Raw genomic sequence first — 14,627 nt, 5'->3', positions numbered from 1 at the left:
ACCGGGCTTTGTTTTTAATTATATAAACCGTAAGTCTTATCCACATTGAGGATAAACATGATCCCTTTCCCGGGTTCCTCGATCTGGAGCTGTGCTTTGATCTTCGACACAATGGCGTCTGTAAGCTCGACTTGGGCAAGGATCATCACGATTTCTTTTTCCGGTTCAATCGGCATGGCAAATAACTTTTGTGTTTCATGGATCCCCGAGCCCCTGGCGTTGATGACGGTCGCTCCCCGCGCGCCGGCGGATTTGCCCGCTTCAACGACCTCTTCGGCTTTGCCTTTGTCCACAATCGTAAAGATCGCATTATACATCGGTTTAATCACACCTCTTCTTTCCTTTGATTGGCCCGGCGCTTCAGGATGATGGACGCCAACCTGGCCTTTGACCGGGATGGTAAACGCGATCCCATGGTGCGGTTTATATAAAGCCAACTGTTTATTGAGCGCCTCCAGTGCCTGGTCAGCTAAAGACGACACCGTGACGCTCAGCACAATTTCTTTCCGGATATCGGTTAAATCCAATATTTCCAACAGATGGTTTCTGACTGTGCCTTTACCTAAAAAGATGGTGCCTCCGGTGACTCCTTGCTGCTTAAGAATATTTATTACTTTGCTCCCAACGCCGAAATTTACTATCGCGCATAGCAAAACCCATTCGTCGATTCCGGAGTTGTTACTCATGATGAACACCCGCCTTTTGTGATTTGATTTTATAAATAAATCCCAAAACCTGTAGGGCAATTAATGGTGTTAAAGCGACCATTGCAATTATACCAAAACCGTCAATTAAAACATTGGCGCCTTCCGTTGCTTCGGCGACTCCTTGCGCAAAGGCCAATACAAAGGTGGCGGTCATCGGACCGGAAGCAACACCCCCCGCATCAAAGGCAATTCCGACGAATAAGGACGGTACCACATAAGAGAGGGCAAGTGAGATTAAATACCCTGGCAACAGAAAATGCCAGAGTTGGACCCCGGGGATGATAATTCTCACCATGGAAAAGGTGACGGCGCACCCCACACCCAGCGAAAGGGCGAATAAGACAATCCTACGCTTGACGTAGCCGCTAGTGACGTTTTCGATCTGTGTCGTTAAAACATAGACGGCCGGTTCGGCCAGGATAACGACTAAACCGAGAATAAAACCGACCAGGAACACAATCCACGGTTGTTCCAATAAAGCGAGACGATAGCCGACCAAACTACCGACATCCATAAAACCGGCGTTTACTCCGGTTAAAAATAAAACCAAACCGATAAAAGTATAGAGCAGGCCCTTCATGATTTTCTTGAAAGCGCGCCGGGAAAGGCGAAAGGAGAGGGTTTGAAAGAGCAAAAAGGTTAGTAATAACGGGAGAAGGGCCAAGATTATATCCCCGGCGACGACAGGCAGTTCGTGCAGAAAAGGAGCAAAAATAGAAGGCGACTGAGTTATGTGCAATTCCAGGCTGCCGCTCAGTTCGTTGTTCTGAGAAAAGAGGCTCATCACAATTACCGCCAGAATGGCTCCGGCCGAAGCTACCCCCACCAGGCCAAAGCTGTCTTCCTCTGAAGCGGTGCCGTTCTTTTTTAACGAAGAAACGCCATAGGCGAGGGCGAGCATAAACGGGACGGTTAGAGCACCGGTAGTGGCACCGGACGCATCGAACGAGATCGCGATAAATTCAGAGGAAGAGAAGATGCCTAGGGTCAGGATCAGCAGATAGATGAGGGTCAACATTTTATTTAATGGGAGGTTATAAACAATGCGAAAAAGACCGAGGGATAGTAAAACGGCGATCCCTACCGAGACGACCACGACGATACTCGCTTGGGAAAGGACGCCGGCCGTTACCGCCTGAACTTGACCGGCCAAGATGTGCAGATCGGGTTCGGCAATGGAGATAAAAAAACCCAAAAATAAACCGGCGAGACCGACGATCCAGACATTGTTGCTCTTGGCGATGGTATTACCCATCAAGTTACCGATGGGGGTGACGCCGATCTCAACACCGAACAAGAAGATAGTCAGTCCGATGACGATCAAGAAAGCGCCGAGGAGAAACCGCACCAGTAAGTGAGGGTCAAGCGGGGTAAGTGTAAAATTGAGTACTAAGACAATTACTGTGACCGGTATTACCGCGAAAAGAACTTCTTTCAATTTTTGGAGCAGAACGTTCAAATAGTCACTTCCTTTCTTTTAGAATTATATAGGATGATGACAGGTGGAGCAACTATGGGGCGGATGCGAGCGAGAACGATCATATTTCTATTTTCTATTATAAAAGAGGTTTTACATTAATTTCACTCTTAAATTTTGAGGCCTTTTTGTGCTTAAATAAGGACCTCTCGCGATCCAAGATGTTATTTCTTGTTGCCCAGCTTATAACTACGCCAATCATACCATTGGAGAGGGCGTAGATCAACCTGCTCCGCTTTGATGGCTAAATTTGTATGCTGACAAAGTTATCGGTGCAAAGAAAAAAGGCGGCTTTTTTCACAAGCCGCCTTTGGCACCAACTATAAACTTACCGTGAAAATCAGTTCCCGCAAGACTTTACTGGCCACGGCGGTGGAGACGCCGCTGGGGTCATAATGGGGGGCAAGTTCGACCAGGTCGCCGCCGATGATATTAAGGTTGGAGACCGCTTGGAGGGCGGTCATCAAATCAAGGAAAGATACGCCCCCGGCCTCGGGGGTTCCGGTCCCCGGCAGTACGGAAGGATCAAGCACATCCAGGTCGATGGTCAGATAGACCGGCCGGCGGCCAATTCCGGCAATGGCTGCTTCCAAGCCGGTAAAATCGTGCAGTTGTAAGAAGGTATGCCCGGCTTTGGCCCAGTGAAATTCTTCCCGCGTTCCGCTGCGGATCCCAAATTGCCAAATCCGGCCGTCACCCACCACTTCCCAGATCCGCCGCATAACCGTGGCGTGGGAAAGGGGTTCGCCCAGGTATTCAGTGCGGAGGTCCGTATGGGCGTCAAAGTGGAGCACGACCAGATCCTCATATAGGCGTTTTGCTTCGGTGACGGCGGGAAGGGAGACCAGATGTTCACCGCCGATCATGATCAGCTTCTTCTTGTTCTGGAAGATCTGCCGCGCCTGTTCCTGGATGAGCTGTAGTGCTCTTGCGGTGGTCCCGAAGGGAAGCTCCAGATCGCCCAGATCACAGAGGGCAAAATCGGTCAAATCGGCGTCAAAGTAAGGGCTGTAGGTTTCAAGCCCGACCGATTCCAGCCGGATCTGGGCCGGGGCGAAACGGGTACCCGGACGAAAGGAGACCGTCCCGTCAAAGGGCGCCCCGAACAGGACGAGCGATGCGTCGGCAAAATCGCTTGCGCAGCCGATGAAGGTTGAACCGGTTGCCTTAAGCATCTTCGGTCAGCATCTCCTGGACATAAGTGGGGAGGGCGAACGCGGCGGTATGTACACCGGGATTATAATATCTGGTTTTTAGGTTAAACTGCTGCCACCGTTCGGGTTTAAAATCGGTGACCGGATCGAGGGTTTTGGCGGCAAAACCGAACAACCAATGGCCGGAAGGATAGGTCGGCATAAAAAACTGATAGACCCTGGCAATGGGGAAGGTGGCTTTAATTTTTTGGTGGGCTCGCTTCATTTCCTGGGCTTCACGCGGGTAATAAGGGCTTTCGTGCTGGTTGACCAGGATCCCGTTGGCGGTTAAGGCCCGGTGACAGTGGCGGTAAAACTCAAGGGTAAACAGGCCTTCACCCGGACCGATCGGGTCCGTGGAGTCGACCAGGATTAAGTCATAACTCCCATCGGGCGCGTTTTTTATAAACTCCACCCCGTCGACGAAATGCAACTGAAGGCGGGGTTCGTTTGCGAAGACGGAAGCGGTTTGGGGTAAATACTGTTGACAGAGGCGGACCACCCGCTCATCGATCTCCACCTGGTCAATCTGCTGAACTGTTGGGTAGCGCGCCACCTCGCGGGCGGTCCCCCCGTCACCGCCGCCGATAATCAATACCCTTTGGATCCCGGGATTGATGGCAAAGGCCGGGTGACAGATCATTTCATGGTAGATAAACTCGTCCTTTTCGGTCACCATGATGAGGCCATCAAGGGTGAAAAAAGTACCGAAGGTCGGGTTTTTGAAGAAATCGATCCTTTGGAACTTTGTTTGTTCGGACCAAAGCGGTTCAACTTTAATCGATAAGCGCACATCATCGGTATAATTTTCCGAGAACCACAGATCAATCATTATTTACCCTCCTTGTCCGGTTTTGGGGCGACATCGCCCAAAAGTGCTATTTGCCAAGGACTTTAATGAAGTCTAAATTTCCGTCGTCATTCATGATGATACACTTCTGTTCCCGGTAAAAGTTATAATGGTCGATAATCTGCTTGGTGATCCGCTCACCCGGGATCACCAGGGGAATCCCGGGCGGATAAATCATGACCGATTCCCCGCTGATCTCGCCGCAGGCTTCGGCGATGGGAACCTGCTTCTTTATGCCGTAAAACGCGTCGCGGGGAGCGACCACAGTTTGCGGACGGACGAAGCAATCCGTCTGCGGCAGGTAAAAGGGCGGTTTTTTGCCGTAATATTCTTCGCTCAATTTCCGAAAGGCTTCGACGAGCCGCGTCAGATTGTCGGCTGTATCGCCGGGACCGGTGACCGCGAGGACCACATAGGTTTCGGCCAGTTCGAACTGGATATTGTACTTTTCCTTAAAGAGATCATAAACTTCGAAACCGGTCAGGCCAAGTTCGTTCACCCTGACCACTAGTTTGGTTTCGTCATAATCGTAAATCTCTTTGCCGTTGACGTAATCGTCACGGATGATGACACTTAGTCCCGGGATTTTACTGATTTCTGTTTTCGCCTTGGTGCTGAGGGCAAGGAGGTTCCCCCAAATCTGCCGGCCGTTGAAAACCAAATGTTTCCGCGCCAGGTCAAGACTGGCCAGCAATAAATAGGAAGCGCTTGTGGTCTGCATCAAATTAATGATGGTGCGGACCTTTTCTTTACTGATTAGTCCTTCTTTAAGGAGGATGGCGGAGGTCTGGGTCAGGGAGCCCCCGGTTTTGTGGAGGCTGACCGTGGACATATCCGCGCCAACTTGCATCGCCGCGTCCGGTAAATCAGGATGGAAGGGAAAGTGGGAACCATGGGCTTCATCGACCAAGACCGGGATGCCGTGGCGGTGCGCCAGCCGCACGATCGCCTTGAGATCGGAGACCGTCCCGTAATAGGTAGGATTATTGAGAAAAACGGCTTTGACCCCGGGATTGGCTTTAATCGCTTCCTTCACCGCCGTAAAGGTTATCCCGTTGGTGATCCCGTATTCGGGATCGATCTCCGGATCGATGAACACGGGAATCGCGCCGCTGAGGATAACCCCGTTGATGGCCGATTTGTGGACATTGCGCGGCATGATGATTTTGTCCATTGGCCCGCAGGCGGACATGATCATCGTGATCACGCCAAAGGTCGAACCGTTCACCAGCAGAAAAGCATAATCGGCACCGTACGCATCGGCCATCAAGGTTTCGGCTTCTTTGATAATCCCCGTTGGGTTCGAAAGCACATCCAGATCTTTGGTGGAATTGGCATCGAACAGGACGATCTGTTTGCTGAAAGCCTCCGCCAGCGGAGAGGCCGGGTTTTTCTTATGTCCGGGGACATCGAAATGGACGATTTTTTTCTGGGTGTAGTTTTTCAGTCCGGTATAAAGTGGCGTTGCGGAGTGTTTCATGAAGTCCATCAAAAGTGCCTCCGACCTACCGTTACGGGAGATTGACGCCGTGGAAAATCTCATCCATCTCCTTCTTCAAACGGCGTGTTATTTCTTGTGCTTCTCCCGGGTGAATGTCTTTTTCGGAAAACCCAAACAGATAATTGTCCAACTCAAAATGCTTGAGCTTGCATTTGGTGTGGTAAATATTCTCCTGGTAGATATTGACGTCGATCATTTGGTATTTGTCTAAAATACTCTGGTCAATATAGTCCTGGATTGAATTGAATTTGTGGTCATTAAAAATCTTCCGGCCGGTGATATCCCGGGTAAAGCCGCGAACCCGGTAGTCGATGGTCATAATATCCGTATCAAAACTGGTGATCAGGTAATTTAAGGCCTTAAGCGGGGAAATCTGTCCGCAGGTTGAAACATCAATATCGGCCCGGAAGGTGCACACCCCGTCATGGGGATGGTATTCCGGATAGGTATGGACAGTAATATGGCTTTTATCCAGGTGAGCAAGGATGACCTCCGGCTCCAGGGAGGAAGATTCCGCAGTTTGCTTCTTCTGAATCGTATTGCCACCATTTCCCTCGCAGACCAAAAGTGTAACGCTGGCGCCTTGGGGGTCATAATCTTGGTTGGCAATGCTTAAAATGTTAGCGCCAATGATTTTGGTCACGTTTTTCAGAATCTGCGTTAGCCTCTCGGCATTATATTGCTCATCAATATAGGCAATATACGCGTTACGGTCGGACACTGTTTTGGTATAGCAGATATCGTACATACTAAAAGCCAGGGTCTTGGTGAGGTTGTTAAATCCGTGCAGCTTGATTTTGGTGTTCTTTTTCATTTATCTACCCCCCAACAGAGTTATCTATCCCCCATTTACACTGGATAATACTTAACCGCAAAAACTTCGCTTTGGAAAAGGGAAACGGTCTTTGCGGCTCGTCAATCACTTGGATTATAGTTAACTTATTCAGCGAAAGTCAAGAAGTAGCCCGTAAAAAACAAAATTTGCCGATTTTAGCAAACTGGTTTCTCAAAATATCATATTTTTACTAGTTTGTCAACCATGGCTTAAATTATTAATAAACCCAATTCCGAAAAAGGAAAACTAAACGACCGCCGGTCTTTTTTTATGGGCAAATGGAGCGTAACCAAAAGTTTTGACAAATGGCAAAAAACTGCTTCTTTGGTGTATAATTAAAACAAAATTGGAGGGGGCTTGGCCATGGCGGACCACTGCCGGCACGAAGCGCATGCCAGTTGCATCGAAAGGGTGCCCATCTTTAACAGTTTATCTGAAGAAGAGCGGCGGGAGATTGCCGCCATTACGACGGCGAGAACCTTTAAAAAAGGGGATCTGGTTTACATGGCGGGCGACCAGGCGGGAAAGCTTTATGTCTTACATAGCGGCCGCGTCAAGATTTCCCGGATCAATGCCAACGGTAAAGAACAGGTGATCCGCGTGGTTGGACCCGGCGGGTTTATGGGCGAACTCTCCCTGTTCAGCTCTTTACCAATGACCGACAACGGGGAGGCACTGGAAGACTGTACCATGTGTCTGATCGAAGGGGCTAAGCTGAAGGAGCTGATGAAGAAATACCCCTCGATTGCCTTTAAGATCATGGAAGAACTGAGCCGGCGCCTGGAATGGGCTGAACATTTGATTGAAACACTTAATCTCAACACCGTGGAACAGCGTTTAGCACGTTTCTTATTGAATCTGGCGGCTGGGAAGAGGGAAGTGGTCCTGGAGATGACCAAGGGGGATTTCGCTTCCCAGCTTGGTATGAGCCAGGAAACCTTGAGCCGTAAACTGTCGGCTTTCCAAGAAAAAGGGCTGATCGCGCTGAAAGGGCAGCGGGGGATTGAAATTTTGGACCGGGATGGCCTGGAGGTGATCAGCGCCGGTGAATAGCGTCGCTGGCCGGGTGGTCAGCGGTCACCGGTCCGGTCAAGACCGTTTTCCTCCTTCTGGCGGTGGGGGTAACTCCCGAGGACCTTTTTCCAACCGTTGGTCTTCCGGATTGTTTGTTCCACTTGGTGGAGGGCTTTTTTCAGTCTGGGTTCGGATTTGTGCCCGACCGCCTCGAAAAGCAGGACATACTCCTGGGGGCGTACCTTATACGGGCGGGACTGGACAAAAGTCAAGTCGATCCCGTTTTCCGCAAAGAAACCGGTGATCTCGTGCAATTGGCCCGGACGGTTCACGCCAAAACGGACCGCCAGCAGGGTGCGGTCATTGCCGGTGGGGGCATGATCGGTTAGTCCGCAGACAAAGAAGCGGGTTTCGTTCCCGGGATAATCAGCCAGGTTTTCATGGAGAATATGCAAACCGTATTCCCGGGCGGTGCGGGGTGAGCACAATGCAGCGACGCCCGGTTCTTCCGCGGCTTTGACGGCTGCTTCCGCCGTGGAGGCCACCGGGACCGGCACAATGGCGGGAAAAAGAGTTTCCAGGTTTTGGGCGCACTGGTTGAGGGCTGAAGGGTGCGAAAAGATCTGCTCCACCTTTTCGGGGTGGTCCAATTTGCCCGCCAAGACGTACTGGATGCTCACATGGACCTCATCATTGACCTTGATAAAATCATGGAACTCGATCAAGGCGTCAAAGGTAATCCCGATGATCCCGTCCACCATGTTTTCCGCGGGTAAGACAGCCCGGTCGGCCTGGTATGATTCCACCGCTTGCAGGCAGTCGTAGATATTGGAAAACTTGATCTTTTCCGGCTCGATGCGGCCTAAGATCCGTTTCTGGTAAAGCAGCGCGGCCTCCTCGGAAAAGGTTCCTTTCGGGCCCAAGGTTACGATCTGCAAGCTTTCGCCCCCTTAACCTCTTTTCTGCCAGGGTATGTTGATTTTTAGTAAATTTACCATACGCGGGCAGTTTTGGCAAGAGGATTACTCAATTCGGTGCGGGGAGAAGGGAAAGGATAGGACAGGGAGAAAATAGACAATTTAGGCAGTAAAGAGGGGAGAAGGGAGAACCGCGCGGCGGGAGAAAGGGGAGAAGGCTGAAGAACAAAGCGAACCTGGTCCTGGCCAAAGTACCGGCAGGAAAGGGGATCATCGTTAAGGGGGTTATGGGAATGGAATTCCGCAAGCAGCAAAGGCAGCTCCTCACCGGCTTACTCGTCATTGTCTTGCTGTGGACGGCTCTGGCCGCCGTTTCCTGGGCGGCGCAGAAAGCGGACCGCTCCTTACCGGAAGGTTTTGTTTACGTGGATGAAGTAATTCCCGATATCGTGCAAGAGCTCAGGTATTACGGGAGCAATAATTTTACCGGACGGCCCGTGGCGGGATATAATGCCAACCGGGCAATTTTGACCGTAGCCGCTGCCCAAGCCCTGCAACGCGTCCAACAAGAACTGAAGACCAAAGGATTGGGGCTTAAGATCTTCGACGGCTACCGGCCGGTGCGGGCGGTTAATGATTTTCTCCAGTGGGGGAAGGATCCGCGCGACCAGAAAATGAAGGAACAATACTATCCGGATTTGGAGAAAAGCGAGTTGTTCAAACGGGGTTATATTGCTTCGCGGTCGGCCCATTCCCGGGGCAGTACGGTGGACCTGACGATTATCCGCCTTGAAACGGGCGAAGAGTTGGATATGGGCAGTCCCTTTGATTTCTTCGGACCAATCTCCCGTCATAACAGTCCCCTTATCACCGAGGAGCAAGCCAAAAACCGGAGATTGTTAAGGGACTTGATGGTCAAACACGGTTTTGTTCCCTACGAGGAAGAGTGGTGGCATTACCGCCTAAAAAACGAGCCTTTTCCCAATACATATTTTGATTTTGTGATCGAGTAGAAGCGACAAGCAGCGGGTGGCGGGTCGGTAACGGGTTGCTTTTTTTAAAATAGAGGTCATAAGCTAAGGAGGGAGAGCACGGATGCAAACCAGGATTGCGGCGGTCAGCATTATTGTGGAAAATCTTGAAGTGGTGGACAAACTTAACAATATTTTGCACGACTATAGCAACTACATCATCGGGCGCTTGGGGATACCCTACCGGCAACGGGGGGTTTCGATCATTTGTATCGTGTTGGATGCCCCGAACGATGTGATCAGCGCCTTAGCGGGGAAACTGGGTATGTTGCCGAATGTAACGGCGAAGACGGTTTATTCCAAACCATTTCCCGTCAAAGAAGCCAACGGTGATCCGAAGGAAGCCACCGGTGAAGCCAATGGACAAGCCAGTGTTGAAGCTGAAGGCAAGGGTGACCAGTGAGGAAATGACGCTTGTTCGTCCGCCGGCGTTCGCGGCTGGCCGGGCTAAGCGTCTTTTCTTTTTTTTTAGTATGTTCCCGTTAAAGATCAGGTATTTTCTGGATTTTCTTTGTTAAAAATACATTAATTAGGCATCGACGGCCGGAGTTTTACACTAAAGAACTTTACTTTGCCTCTGAACTTTCTTACAATTGAAAAGGCATGTTCCTATGGATACTGGATACATCTTAATCAAACCGATACCGCACTTGACAATAAACCAACATATAAAACACCAGGGAAAGGATAAAAGGGGAACTCATTGGGATACGGTAAAATAAGAGGAGGGAAAGAATGACCGTTTCACTGCTGGAATTTTTAGGACAACTGTTCTCAACTCCGGCGCTTTTGGTAATTTCGGTCTTAACCTTGGGGGTAATTCTGGTTAATGGTTGGACTGATGCGCCAAACGCGATTGCCACATGTATTTCGACGAGAGCAATGAGTCCGCGGACTGCGATTATTATGGCGGCCGTCTTTAATTTTATAGGCGTCTTTGTGATGACGTTGATTAATTCCACGGTGGCGCAGACCATTTATAAAATGGTGGATTTCCGGGGAAATTCCCAAGAAGCCCTGGTTGCCCTTTGTGCGGCGATGATGGCCATTGTGATTTGGGCGACCGCCGCCTGGTGGTTTGGCATTCCGACCAGTGAAAGTCATGCCTTGATCGCCGGTATTTCCGGCGCTGCGATTGCCCTGCAGGGCGGGCTTGCCGGGATTAACCCCAGTGAATGGGTGAAAGTCCTTTACGGTTTGGCGCTTTCGACCGGGATGGGTTTTGGCGCCGGGTGGCTGGTGGTGAAACTGATCGAGAAAATTTGTTACCGGATGGACCGCCGTAAAACTTTTGGTTTTTTCCGCAACGCTCAAATAACCGGGGCGGCGGGGATGGCCTTTATGCATGGGGCCCAGGATGGCCAGAAGTTTATGGCGGTTTTTATGTTGGGTCTGTTCTTGGTCCAGGGGCAAGCGGAGGTCACGAAGTTCCAGATTCCAGTCTGGTTGATGATGCTGTGTTCGTCGGTGATGGCGCTCGGGACGTCCATTGGGGGTTTACGGATTATCAAATCAGTCGGAATGGACATGGTGAAGCTGGAAAAGTACCAGGGGTTCTCCGCTGATCTGGCAGCCGTTCTTTCCTTGTTTGTGGCCTCGATTACCGGGATTCCGGTCAGTACCACCCATACGAAGACCACCGCGATTATGGGGGTTGGTGCCGCGAAACGGTTGTCCTCGGTCAACTGGGGCATTGTCAAAGAGATGATTTCGGCGTGGATTCTTACCTTCCCCGGTTGTGGCTTGATCGGGTATCTCCTGGCCAAATTTTTTATCTGGGTCTTTTGAGGCTTGTCTTGCCGGCATTAATGATCAACGGGACAAAAGGAGAAAGGGGTTAAAGGTAAATGGCGAGAAGAAAAGAGGACAATTATTTTACTACTTTTGTCGAATTGGTCCAGTTTTCCTGTGATGCGGCCGCGCTTTTAAATGCGATCATCAATGATTACAAGGCGGAAGAACTGGAAACAAGAATGAAAGAGATGCACGAGATCGAGCATGCCGGGGATCAGGGGCGGCACGCGATGGTAAAGAAACTGGCCCGGGAATTTATCACCCCCATTGAACGGGAAGACATCATCGCCTTGGGTGACGCCATTGACAACGTGACCGATACCATTGAGGACGTTTTGCTTCGCTTTTATATGTTCAATATTACGGCGATGCGTGAAGATGCCGTTAAAATGGCGGCCATTATCGTCCAGTGCTGTGAGGCGCTAAAGCAAGCGCTAGCCGAGTTCGCCAATTTCCGGAAGTCCCAACATCTTCACCAGTTGATTGTGGAAATTAATCGCCTGGAAGAAGAGGGCGACGCCCTGTTTGTGAACGCGATGCGGAACCTTTTTGTCAACGAAAAAGACCCGATCCAAATTATGGCGTGGCGTGAAACCTTGGAATATATGGAGAAATGCTGTGACGCCTGTGAACAGGTTTCGGAAGTAATTGAGAGCGTAATGATGAAAAATTCCTAATGGCGACGATTATCATTGAGGACATTGCGATTGAAGTGATCCGGAAAAGGATCAAACATATTTATCTTTCGGTGCGTCCGCCTGGTGGTTGCGTCCGTATGACCGTGCCGGCGCGGATGAACCAGGAGACCATTATTGCCTTTGCCCGTTCCAAACTGGACTGGATCAGAAAACAACAAGCCAAGCTACGCGCCCGGCCGGTTCAGCCGGCCTTTACCTATGTTAATGGCGAAAGCCACTTTTTTTTCGGTAAACCTTACGTCCTCAACGTGATCGAGACCGGCGGCCGGCCACGGGTGGCGTTAAGCGCCGCCGGAGTCATGAATTTGTATGTCCGGCCCGATAGCACACGGGATGAGCGGGAGAAGGTTTTGACGGCGTGGTACCGGCGGCAATTGAAGACGGCCATCCCCGCCTATATTGAAAAGTGGGAAAAAGAGCTTGGTGTTTCGGTTAAAGAGTGGAACGTGCGGAAGATGAAAACCAAGTGGGGAAGTTGCAATATACAAGCCCGCCGGCTCTGGTTCAATTTGGAGTTGGTAAAGAAGAACCGCCGTTGCCTTGAGTATGTTGTTGTCCACGAAATGCTTCACTTGCTTGAACGGTATCATAACGCCCGTTTTTATGCTTATTTGACCAGATATTTACCGGACTGGAAGGCGATCCGCAGGGAGCTGAACGGCTTAGGCTAAGCGACGCGAGAAAACGCCGCTGGTAAGATGTGTCTCCCTCCCGGTTGGAACTTTTGATGTGGTGAAACGTCATCCAAGGTGGGAGGGATACCAATGAAACAAAAAATTGCCCTGGTTCTGGCTGTCCTCTTGTTATCTTCCGCTTTTGCGGCCGGGGCCTATTCCACCAAGCTGCAACTGTTTTTCAACGGCAACCAGGTGGAGACCGACTTTCCCTTGCGTATCGTGGACGAACACCTCTACCTGCCGGTGGAGATCCTTGAGGAAAAGTTGGGTTTGACCGTCCACTGGGATAAGGAACAAAGTGCAGTATATGTGGAAGGTGCTGACCGGGAGCTTTTAACGGCGCAAATCCAGCGCTTGGAGGAATTCTTCACGCCGGAAGAACCGCGGGTGGCCGTGGAAACCTGGGCCGAAGGGGTCAAACGGCGCAATGGCGCTTTACAATACGCCGTGCTGGCGCCGGTGTTAAAAAAGGAAACTTATGATTATTTTGCCGGTTTAAACTGGTCAACCGGGGCTTCCAGTCCATGGGTGGAAAGTTACCGGGTGACCGAAGTCTACCGGACCGGTGCGGAGAAATACCGGTATACGGTGGAGTTTAAGTATACGGATGCGACCAAGAACGCCACTTACGCCAAAACTGCGGTGACGGTTGAGCAGGAGGGGCATAAGTGGGTAATTTCCGCCCTGGAACCGGTTGAAGTCAGCGGGAAGATCACCCAAATTACCTTTGATGAAGAGAACAAGGTCAAAGCGGTCTTTGTTGCAGGGAAGAAGACCATCTTGAGCGGTTATGACCAAGCCAACGTCCAAATTACGTCAAAGACCAAGATTTATCAAGGCTATACCGATCAGGTCCTGACGGTCGAGGCCTTGCAGGAGGGCGTTGCGGTCGAAGTGACCTTCACCGACGGTCCCCGCCTCATGATCTACCCGGTTACCGCCGAGGCCAAAAGCATTCGGGTTTTTGCTCCGGAGGAGTCCGCCGATCTCGTCTATGCGAACACCGCATACGGGTTTACTTTTAATCTTCCCACCGGGTGGCAGGATTTCCAGGTGATGAACGAGGAATGGGAAGGCTTGTCCCTGGAAGCTGAGAAAGAAGGGAAAGTGGCGGCCCGCGGTCCGTTCTTGAAGATCCGGCATCCAGAGTGGACGAAAGAAGAGCCCCGGCAAGATATCCCCATCATGGTTTTTACCTTGGACCAGTGGGCGGACTTAGAAGGAATGAAATTCAGTGTCGGGGCGGCACCGGTCGGGCCGCAGGAACTGGGCCGCAACGAGAAGTACGTTTTTGCCCTGCCTGCCCGCTATAACTACGCTTTTCCGCTTGGTTTCGAAGAGGTAGAGGAGATTTTGGCCAATAACCCTCTTAAGCCACTAACGCCGGAAAAATAAAGAACGCCGCTTGTTTAACCAAGCCGGTAGCCGGAGAAAAGCTACCGCATTTAGGGACAACACGACAATAATTTTAATTTTATGCAGTGTATCAAGCAAACTAACGTAACCGTTTTGTCGACCACCGTCTGTGAGCGGTGGTTTTTTCATGGGAATTATTGGCGGGTGTGCACCGCTCTCCACCCGGGGTCATATATTAAAAGCAGATCTTAGCCGCGGGCAAAACTGTTGCCGGTGGCGAAAGACTGCGCAAAGGTCATTTCGGCATCGAAAGGAGTGGGGCCGATGGGTGAGCCCGAGATACCCCTGGCTTTTCTTCCCGTAGGTCACCGGGCGCGCGTGGTTAAAGTGGGAGTGGCGGGTTTAACCCGTAACCGCCTTTTAGACTTGGGTTTGGTCCCCTCGACCGTGGTGGAAGCCGTCCGGAGAAGCCCGGCGGGCGATCCGGTAGCCTATAACATCCGGGGAGCAATTATTGCTTTACGGTCGGAGGAGAGCCGGTTGATTACGGTTCGGCCCTTGGCGGTAAGGAGGTAAA

General features: G+C 50.9%; 15 protein-coding genes. 8 read left to right on the top strand and 7 right to left on the bottom strand.

The features are described from left to right. Positions 1-14: 14 nt before the first annotated feature. The 6 genes from G5B42_RS04045 to speD all read right to left on the bottom strand — a co-directional run bounded on the left by G5B42_RS04045 (position 15) and on the right by speD (position 6,542). Positions 15-686: a P-II family nitrogen regulator gene (locus tag G5B42_RS04045; RefSeq protein WP_181339170.1), complete on the bottom strand. Its 672-nt coding sequence runs from the start codon at positions 684-686 to the stop codon at positions 15-17. Next, complete coding sequence (locus G5B42_RS04040) at positions 679-2,166, bottom strand: DUF1538 domain-containing protein (RefSeq protein ID WP_181339169.1); 1,488 nt, start codon at positions 2,164-2,166, stop codon at positions 679-681. The genes G5B42_RS04045 and G5B42_RS04040 overlap by 8 nt, the downstream gene beginning before the upstream one ends. Before the next feature lie 338 nt (positions 2,167-2,504). Next, a complete protein-coding gene (speB, locus tag G5B42_RS04035; RefSeq protein ID WP_181339168.1) occupies positions 2,505-3,359 on the bottom strand; it encodes an agmatinase in 855 nt (284 codons plus the stop codon). Further along, positions 3,352-4,209 (bottom strand): polyamine aminopropyltransferase, encoded by an 858-nt coding sequence (gene speE, locus G5B42_RS04030; RefSeq protein WP_181339167.1) that lies wholly within the window; start codon positions 4,207-4,209, stop codon positions 3,352-3,354. The genes speB and speE overlap by 8 nt, the downstream gene beginning before the upstream one ends. Before the next feature lie 46 nt (positions 4,210-4,255). Then, positions 4,256-5,716 (bottom strand): aminotransferase class I/II-fold pyridoxal phosphate-dependent enzyme, encoded by a 1,461-nt coding sequence (locus G5B42_RS04025; protein WP_181339166.1) that lies wholly within the window; start codon positions 5,714-5,716, stop codon positions 4,256-4,258. A 22-nt stretch (positions 5,717-5,738) separates the two neighbouring features. Further along, complete coding sequence (gene speD / locus G5B42_RS04020) at positions 5,739-6,542, bottom strand: adenosylmethionine decarboxylase (RefSeq protein WP_181339165.1); 804 nt, start codon at positions 6,540-6,542, stop codon at positions 5,739-5,741. A 384-nt stretch (positions 6,543-6,926) separates the two neighbouring features. On the opposite strand from speD, the gene G5B42_RS04015 reads away from it, so the two are divergent. Further along, positions 6,927-7,616, top strand: a complete 690-nt coding sequence (locus G5B42_RS04015; protein WP_181339164.1) for a Crp/Fnr family transcriptional regulator — start codon at positions 6,927-6,929, stop codon at positions 7,614-7,616. A 17-nt stretch (positions 7,617-7,633) separates the two neighbouring features. Here the strand turns inward: G5B42_RS04015 and G5B42_RS04010 are convergent, their stop codons facing one another. Continuing rightward, positions 7,634-8,515 (bottom strand): prephenate dehydratase, encoded by an 882-nt coding sequence (locus G5B42_RS04010; RefSeq protein WP_181339163.1) that lies wholly within the window; start codon positions 8,513-8,515, stop codon positions 7,634-7,636. A 272-nt stretch (positions 8,516-8,787) separates the two neighbouring features. Between G5B42_RS04010 and G5B42_RS04005 the strand changes: the two genes are divergently transcribed. From G5B42_RS04005 to G5B42_RS03975, 7 genes are all read left to right on the top strand, one after another. Next, positions 8,788-9,507, top strand: coding sequence for a M15 family metallopeptidase (locus tag G5B42_RS04005; protein ID WP_181339162.1), 720 nt, complete (start codon positions 8,788-8,790; stop codon positions 9,505-9,507). Positions 9,508-9,589: 82 nt separating this feature from the next. Continuing rightward, positions 9,590-9,928, top strand: coding sequence for a TM1266 family iron-only hydrogenase system putative regulator (locus tag G5B42_RS04000; RefSeq protein ID WP_181339161.1), 339 nt, complete (start codon positions 9,590-9,592; stop codon positions 9,926-9,928). A 332-nt stretch (positions 9,929-10,260) separates the two neighbouring features. Then, positions 10,261-11,313, top strand: a complete 1,053-nt coding sequence (locus G5B42_RS03995; protein ID WP_181339160.1) for an inorganic phosphate transporter — start codon at positions 10,261-10,263, stop codon at positions 11,311-11,313. Between the two features lie 59 nt (positions 11,314-11,372). Next, entirely contained in the window at positions 11,373-11,996 is a 624-nt protein-coding gene (locus G5B42_RS03990; RefSeq protein WP_181339159.1) for a DUF47 domain-containing protein, read from the top strand. After that, on the top strand, positions 11,996-12,688 hold the full coding sequence (locus tag G5B42_RS03985) for a M48 family metallopeptidase (protein WP_181339158.1): 693 nt from the start codon (positions 11,996-11,998) through the stop codon (positions 12,686-12,688). The genes G5B42_RS03990 and G5B42_RS03985 overlap by 1 nt, the downstream gene beginning before the upstream one ends. Positions 12,689-12,781: 93 nt before the next feature. After that, a complete protein-coding gene (locus G5B42_RS03980) occupies positions 12,782-14,089 on the top strand; it encodes a stalk domain-containing protein (RefSeq protein WP_181339157.1) in 1,308 nt (435 codons plus the stop codon). A gap of 285 nt (positions 14,090-14,374) precedes the next feature. Beyond that, entirely contained in the window at positions 14,375-14,626 is a 252-nt protein-coding gene (locus tag G5B42_RS03975; protein ID WP_181339156.1) for a FeoA family protein, read from the top strand. The last annotated feature ends 1 nt before the right edge of the window (position 14,627 follow it).

The sequence above is a fragment of the Capillibacterium thermochitinicola genome, from assembly GCF_013664685.1.
Classification (GTDB): domain Bacteria; phylum Bacillota; class UBA4882; order UBA10575; family UBA10575; genus Capillibacterium; species Capillibacterium thermochitinicola.
This window is presented reverse-complemented; position numbering and strand designations above follow the sequence as displayed.

What these genes read in the sequence shown, in the direction of transcription:
- G5B42_RS04045 (WP_181339170.1), bottom strand. Translation starts at nt 686, where the DNA reads ATGAGTAACAACTCCGGAATCGACGAATGGGTTTTGCTATGCGCGATA.
- speB (WP_181339168.1), bottom strand. Translation starts at nt 3,359, where the DNA reads ATGCTTAAGGCAACCGGTTCAACCTTCATCGGCTGCGCAAGCGATTTT.
- speE (WP_181339167.1), bottom strand. Translation starts at nt 4,209, where the DNA reads ATGATTGATCTGTGGTTCTCGGAAAATTATACCGATGATGTGCGCTTA.
- G5B42_RS04025 (WP_181339166.1), bottom strand. Translation starts at nt 5,716, where the DNA reads ATGGACTTCATGAAACACTCCGCAACGCCACTTTATACCGGACTGAAA.
- speD (WP_181339165.1), bottom strand. Translation starts at nt 6,542, where the DNA reads ATGAAAAAGAACACCAAAATCAAGCTGCACGGATTTAACAACCTCACC.
- G5B42_RS04015 (WP_181339164.1), top strand. Translation starts at nt 6,927, where the DNA reads ATGGCGGACCACTGCCGGCACGAAGCGCATGCCAGTTGCATCGAAAGG.
- G5B42_RS04005 (WP_181339162.1), top strand. Translation starts at nt 8,788, where the DNA reads ATGGAATTCCGCAAGCAGCAAAGGCAGCTCCTCACCGGCTTACTCGTC.
- G5B42_RS04000 (WP_181339161.1), top strand. Translation starts at nt 9,590, where the DNA reads ATGCAAACCAGGATTGCGGCGGTCAGCATTATTGTGGAAAATCTTGAA.
- G5B42_RS03995 (WP_181339160.1), top strand. Translation starts at nt 10,261, where the DNA reads ATGACCGTTTCACTGCTGGAATTTTTAGGACAACTGTTCTCAACTCCG.
- G5B42_RS03990 (WP_181339159.1), top strand. Translation starts at nt 11,373, where the DNA reads ATGGCGAGAAGAAAAGAGGACAATTATTTTACTACTTTTGTCGAATTG.
- G5B42_RS03985 (WP_181339158.1), top strand. Translation starts at nt 11,996, where the DNA reads ATGGCGACGATTATCATTGAGGACATTGCGATTGAAGTGATCCGGAAA.
- G5B42_RS03980 (WP_181339157.1), top strand. Translation starts at nt 12,782, where the DNA reads ATGAAACAAAAAATTGCCCTGGTTCTGGCTGTCCTCTTGTTATCTTCC.
- G5B42_RS03975 (WP_181339156.1), top strand. Translation starts at nt 14,375, where the DNA reads ATGGGTGAGCCCGAGATACCCCTGGCTTTTCTTCCCGTAGGTCACCGG.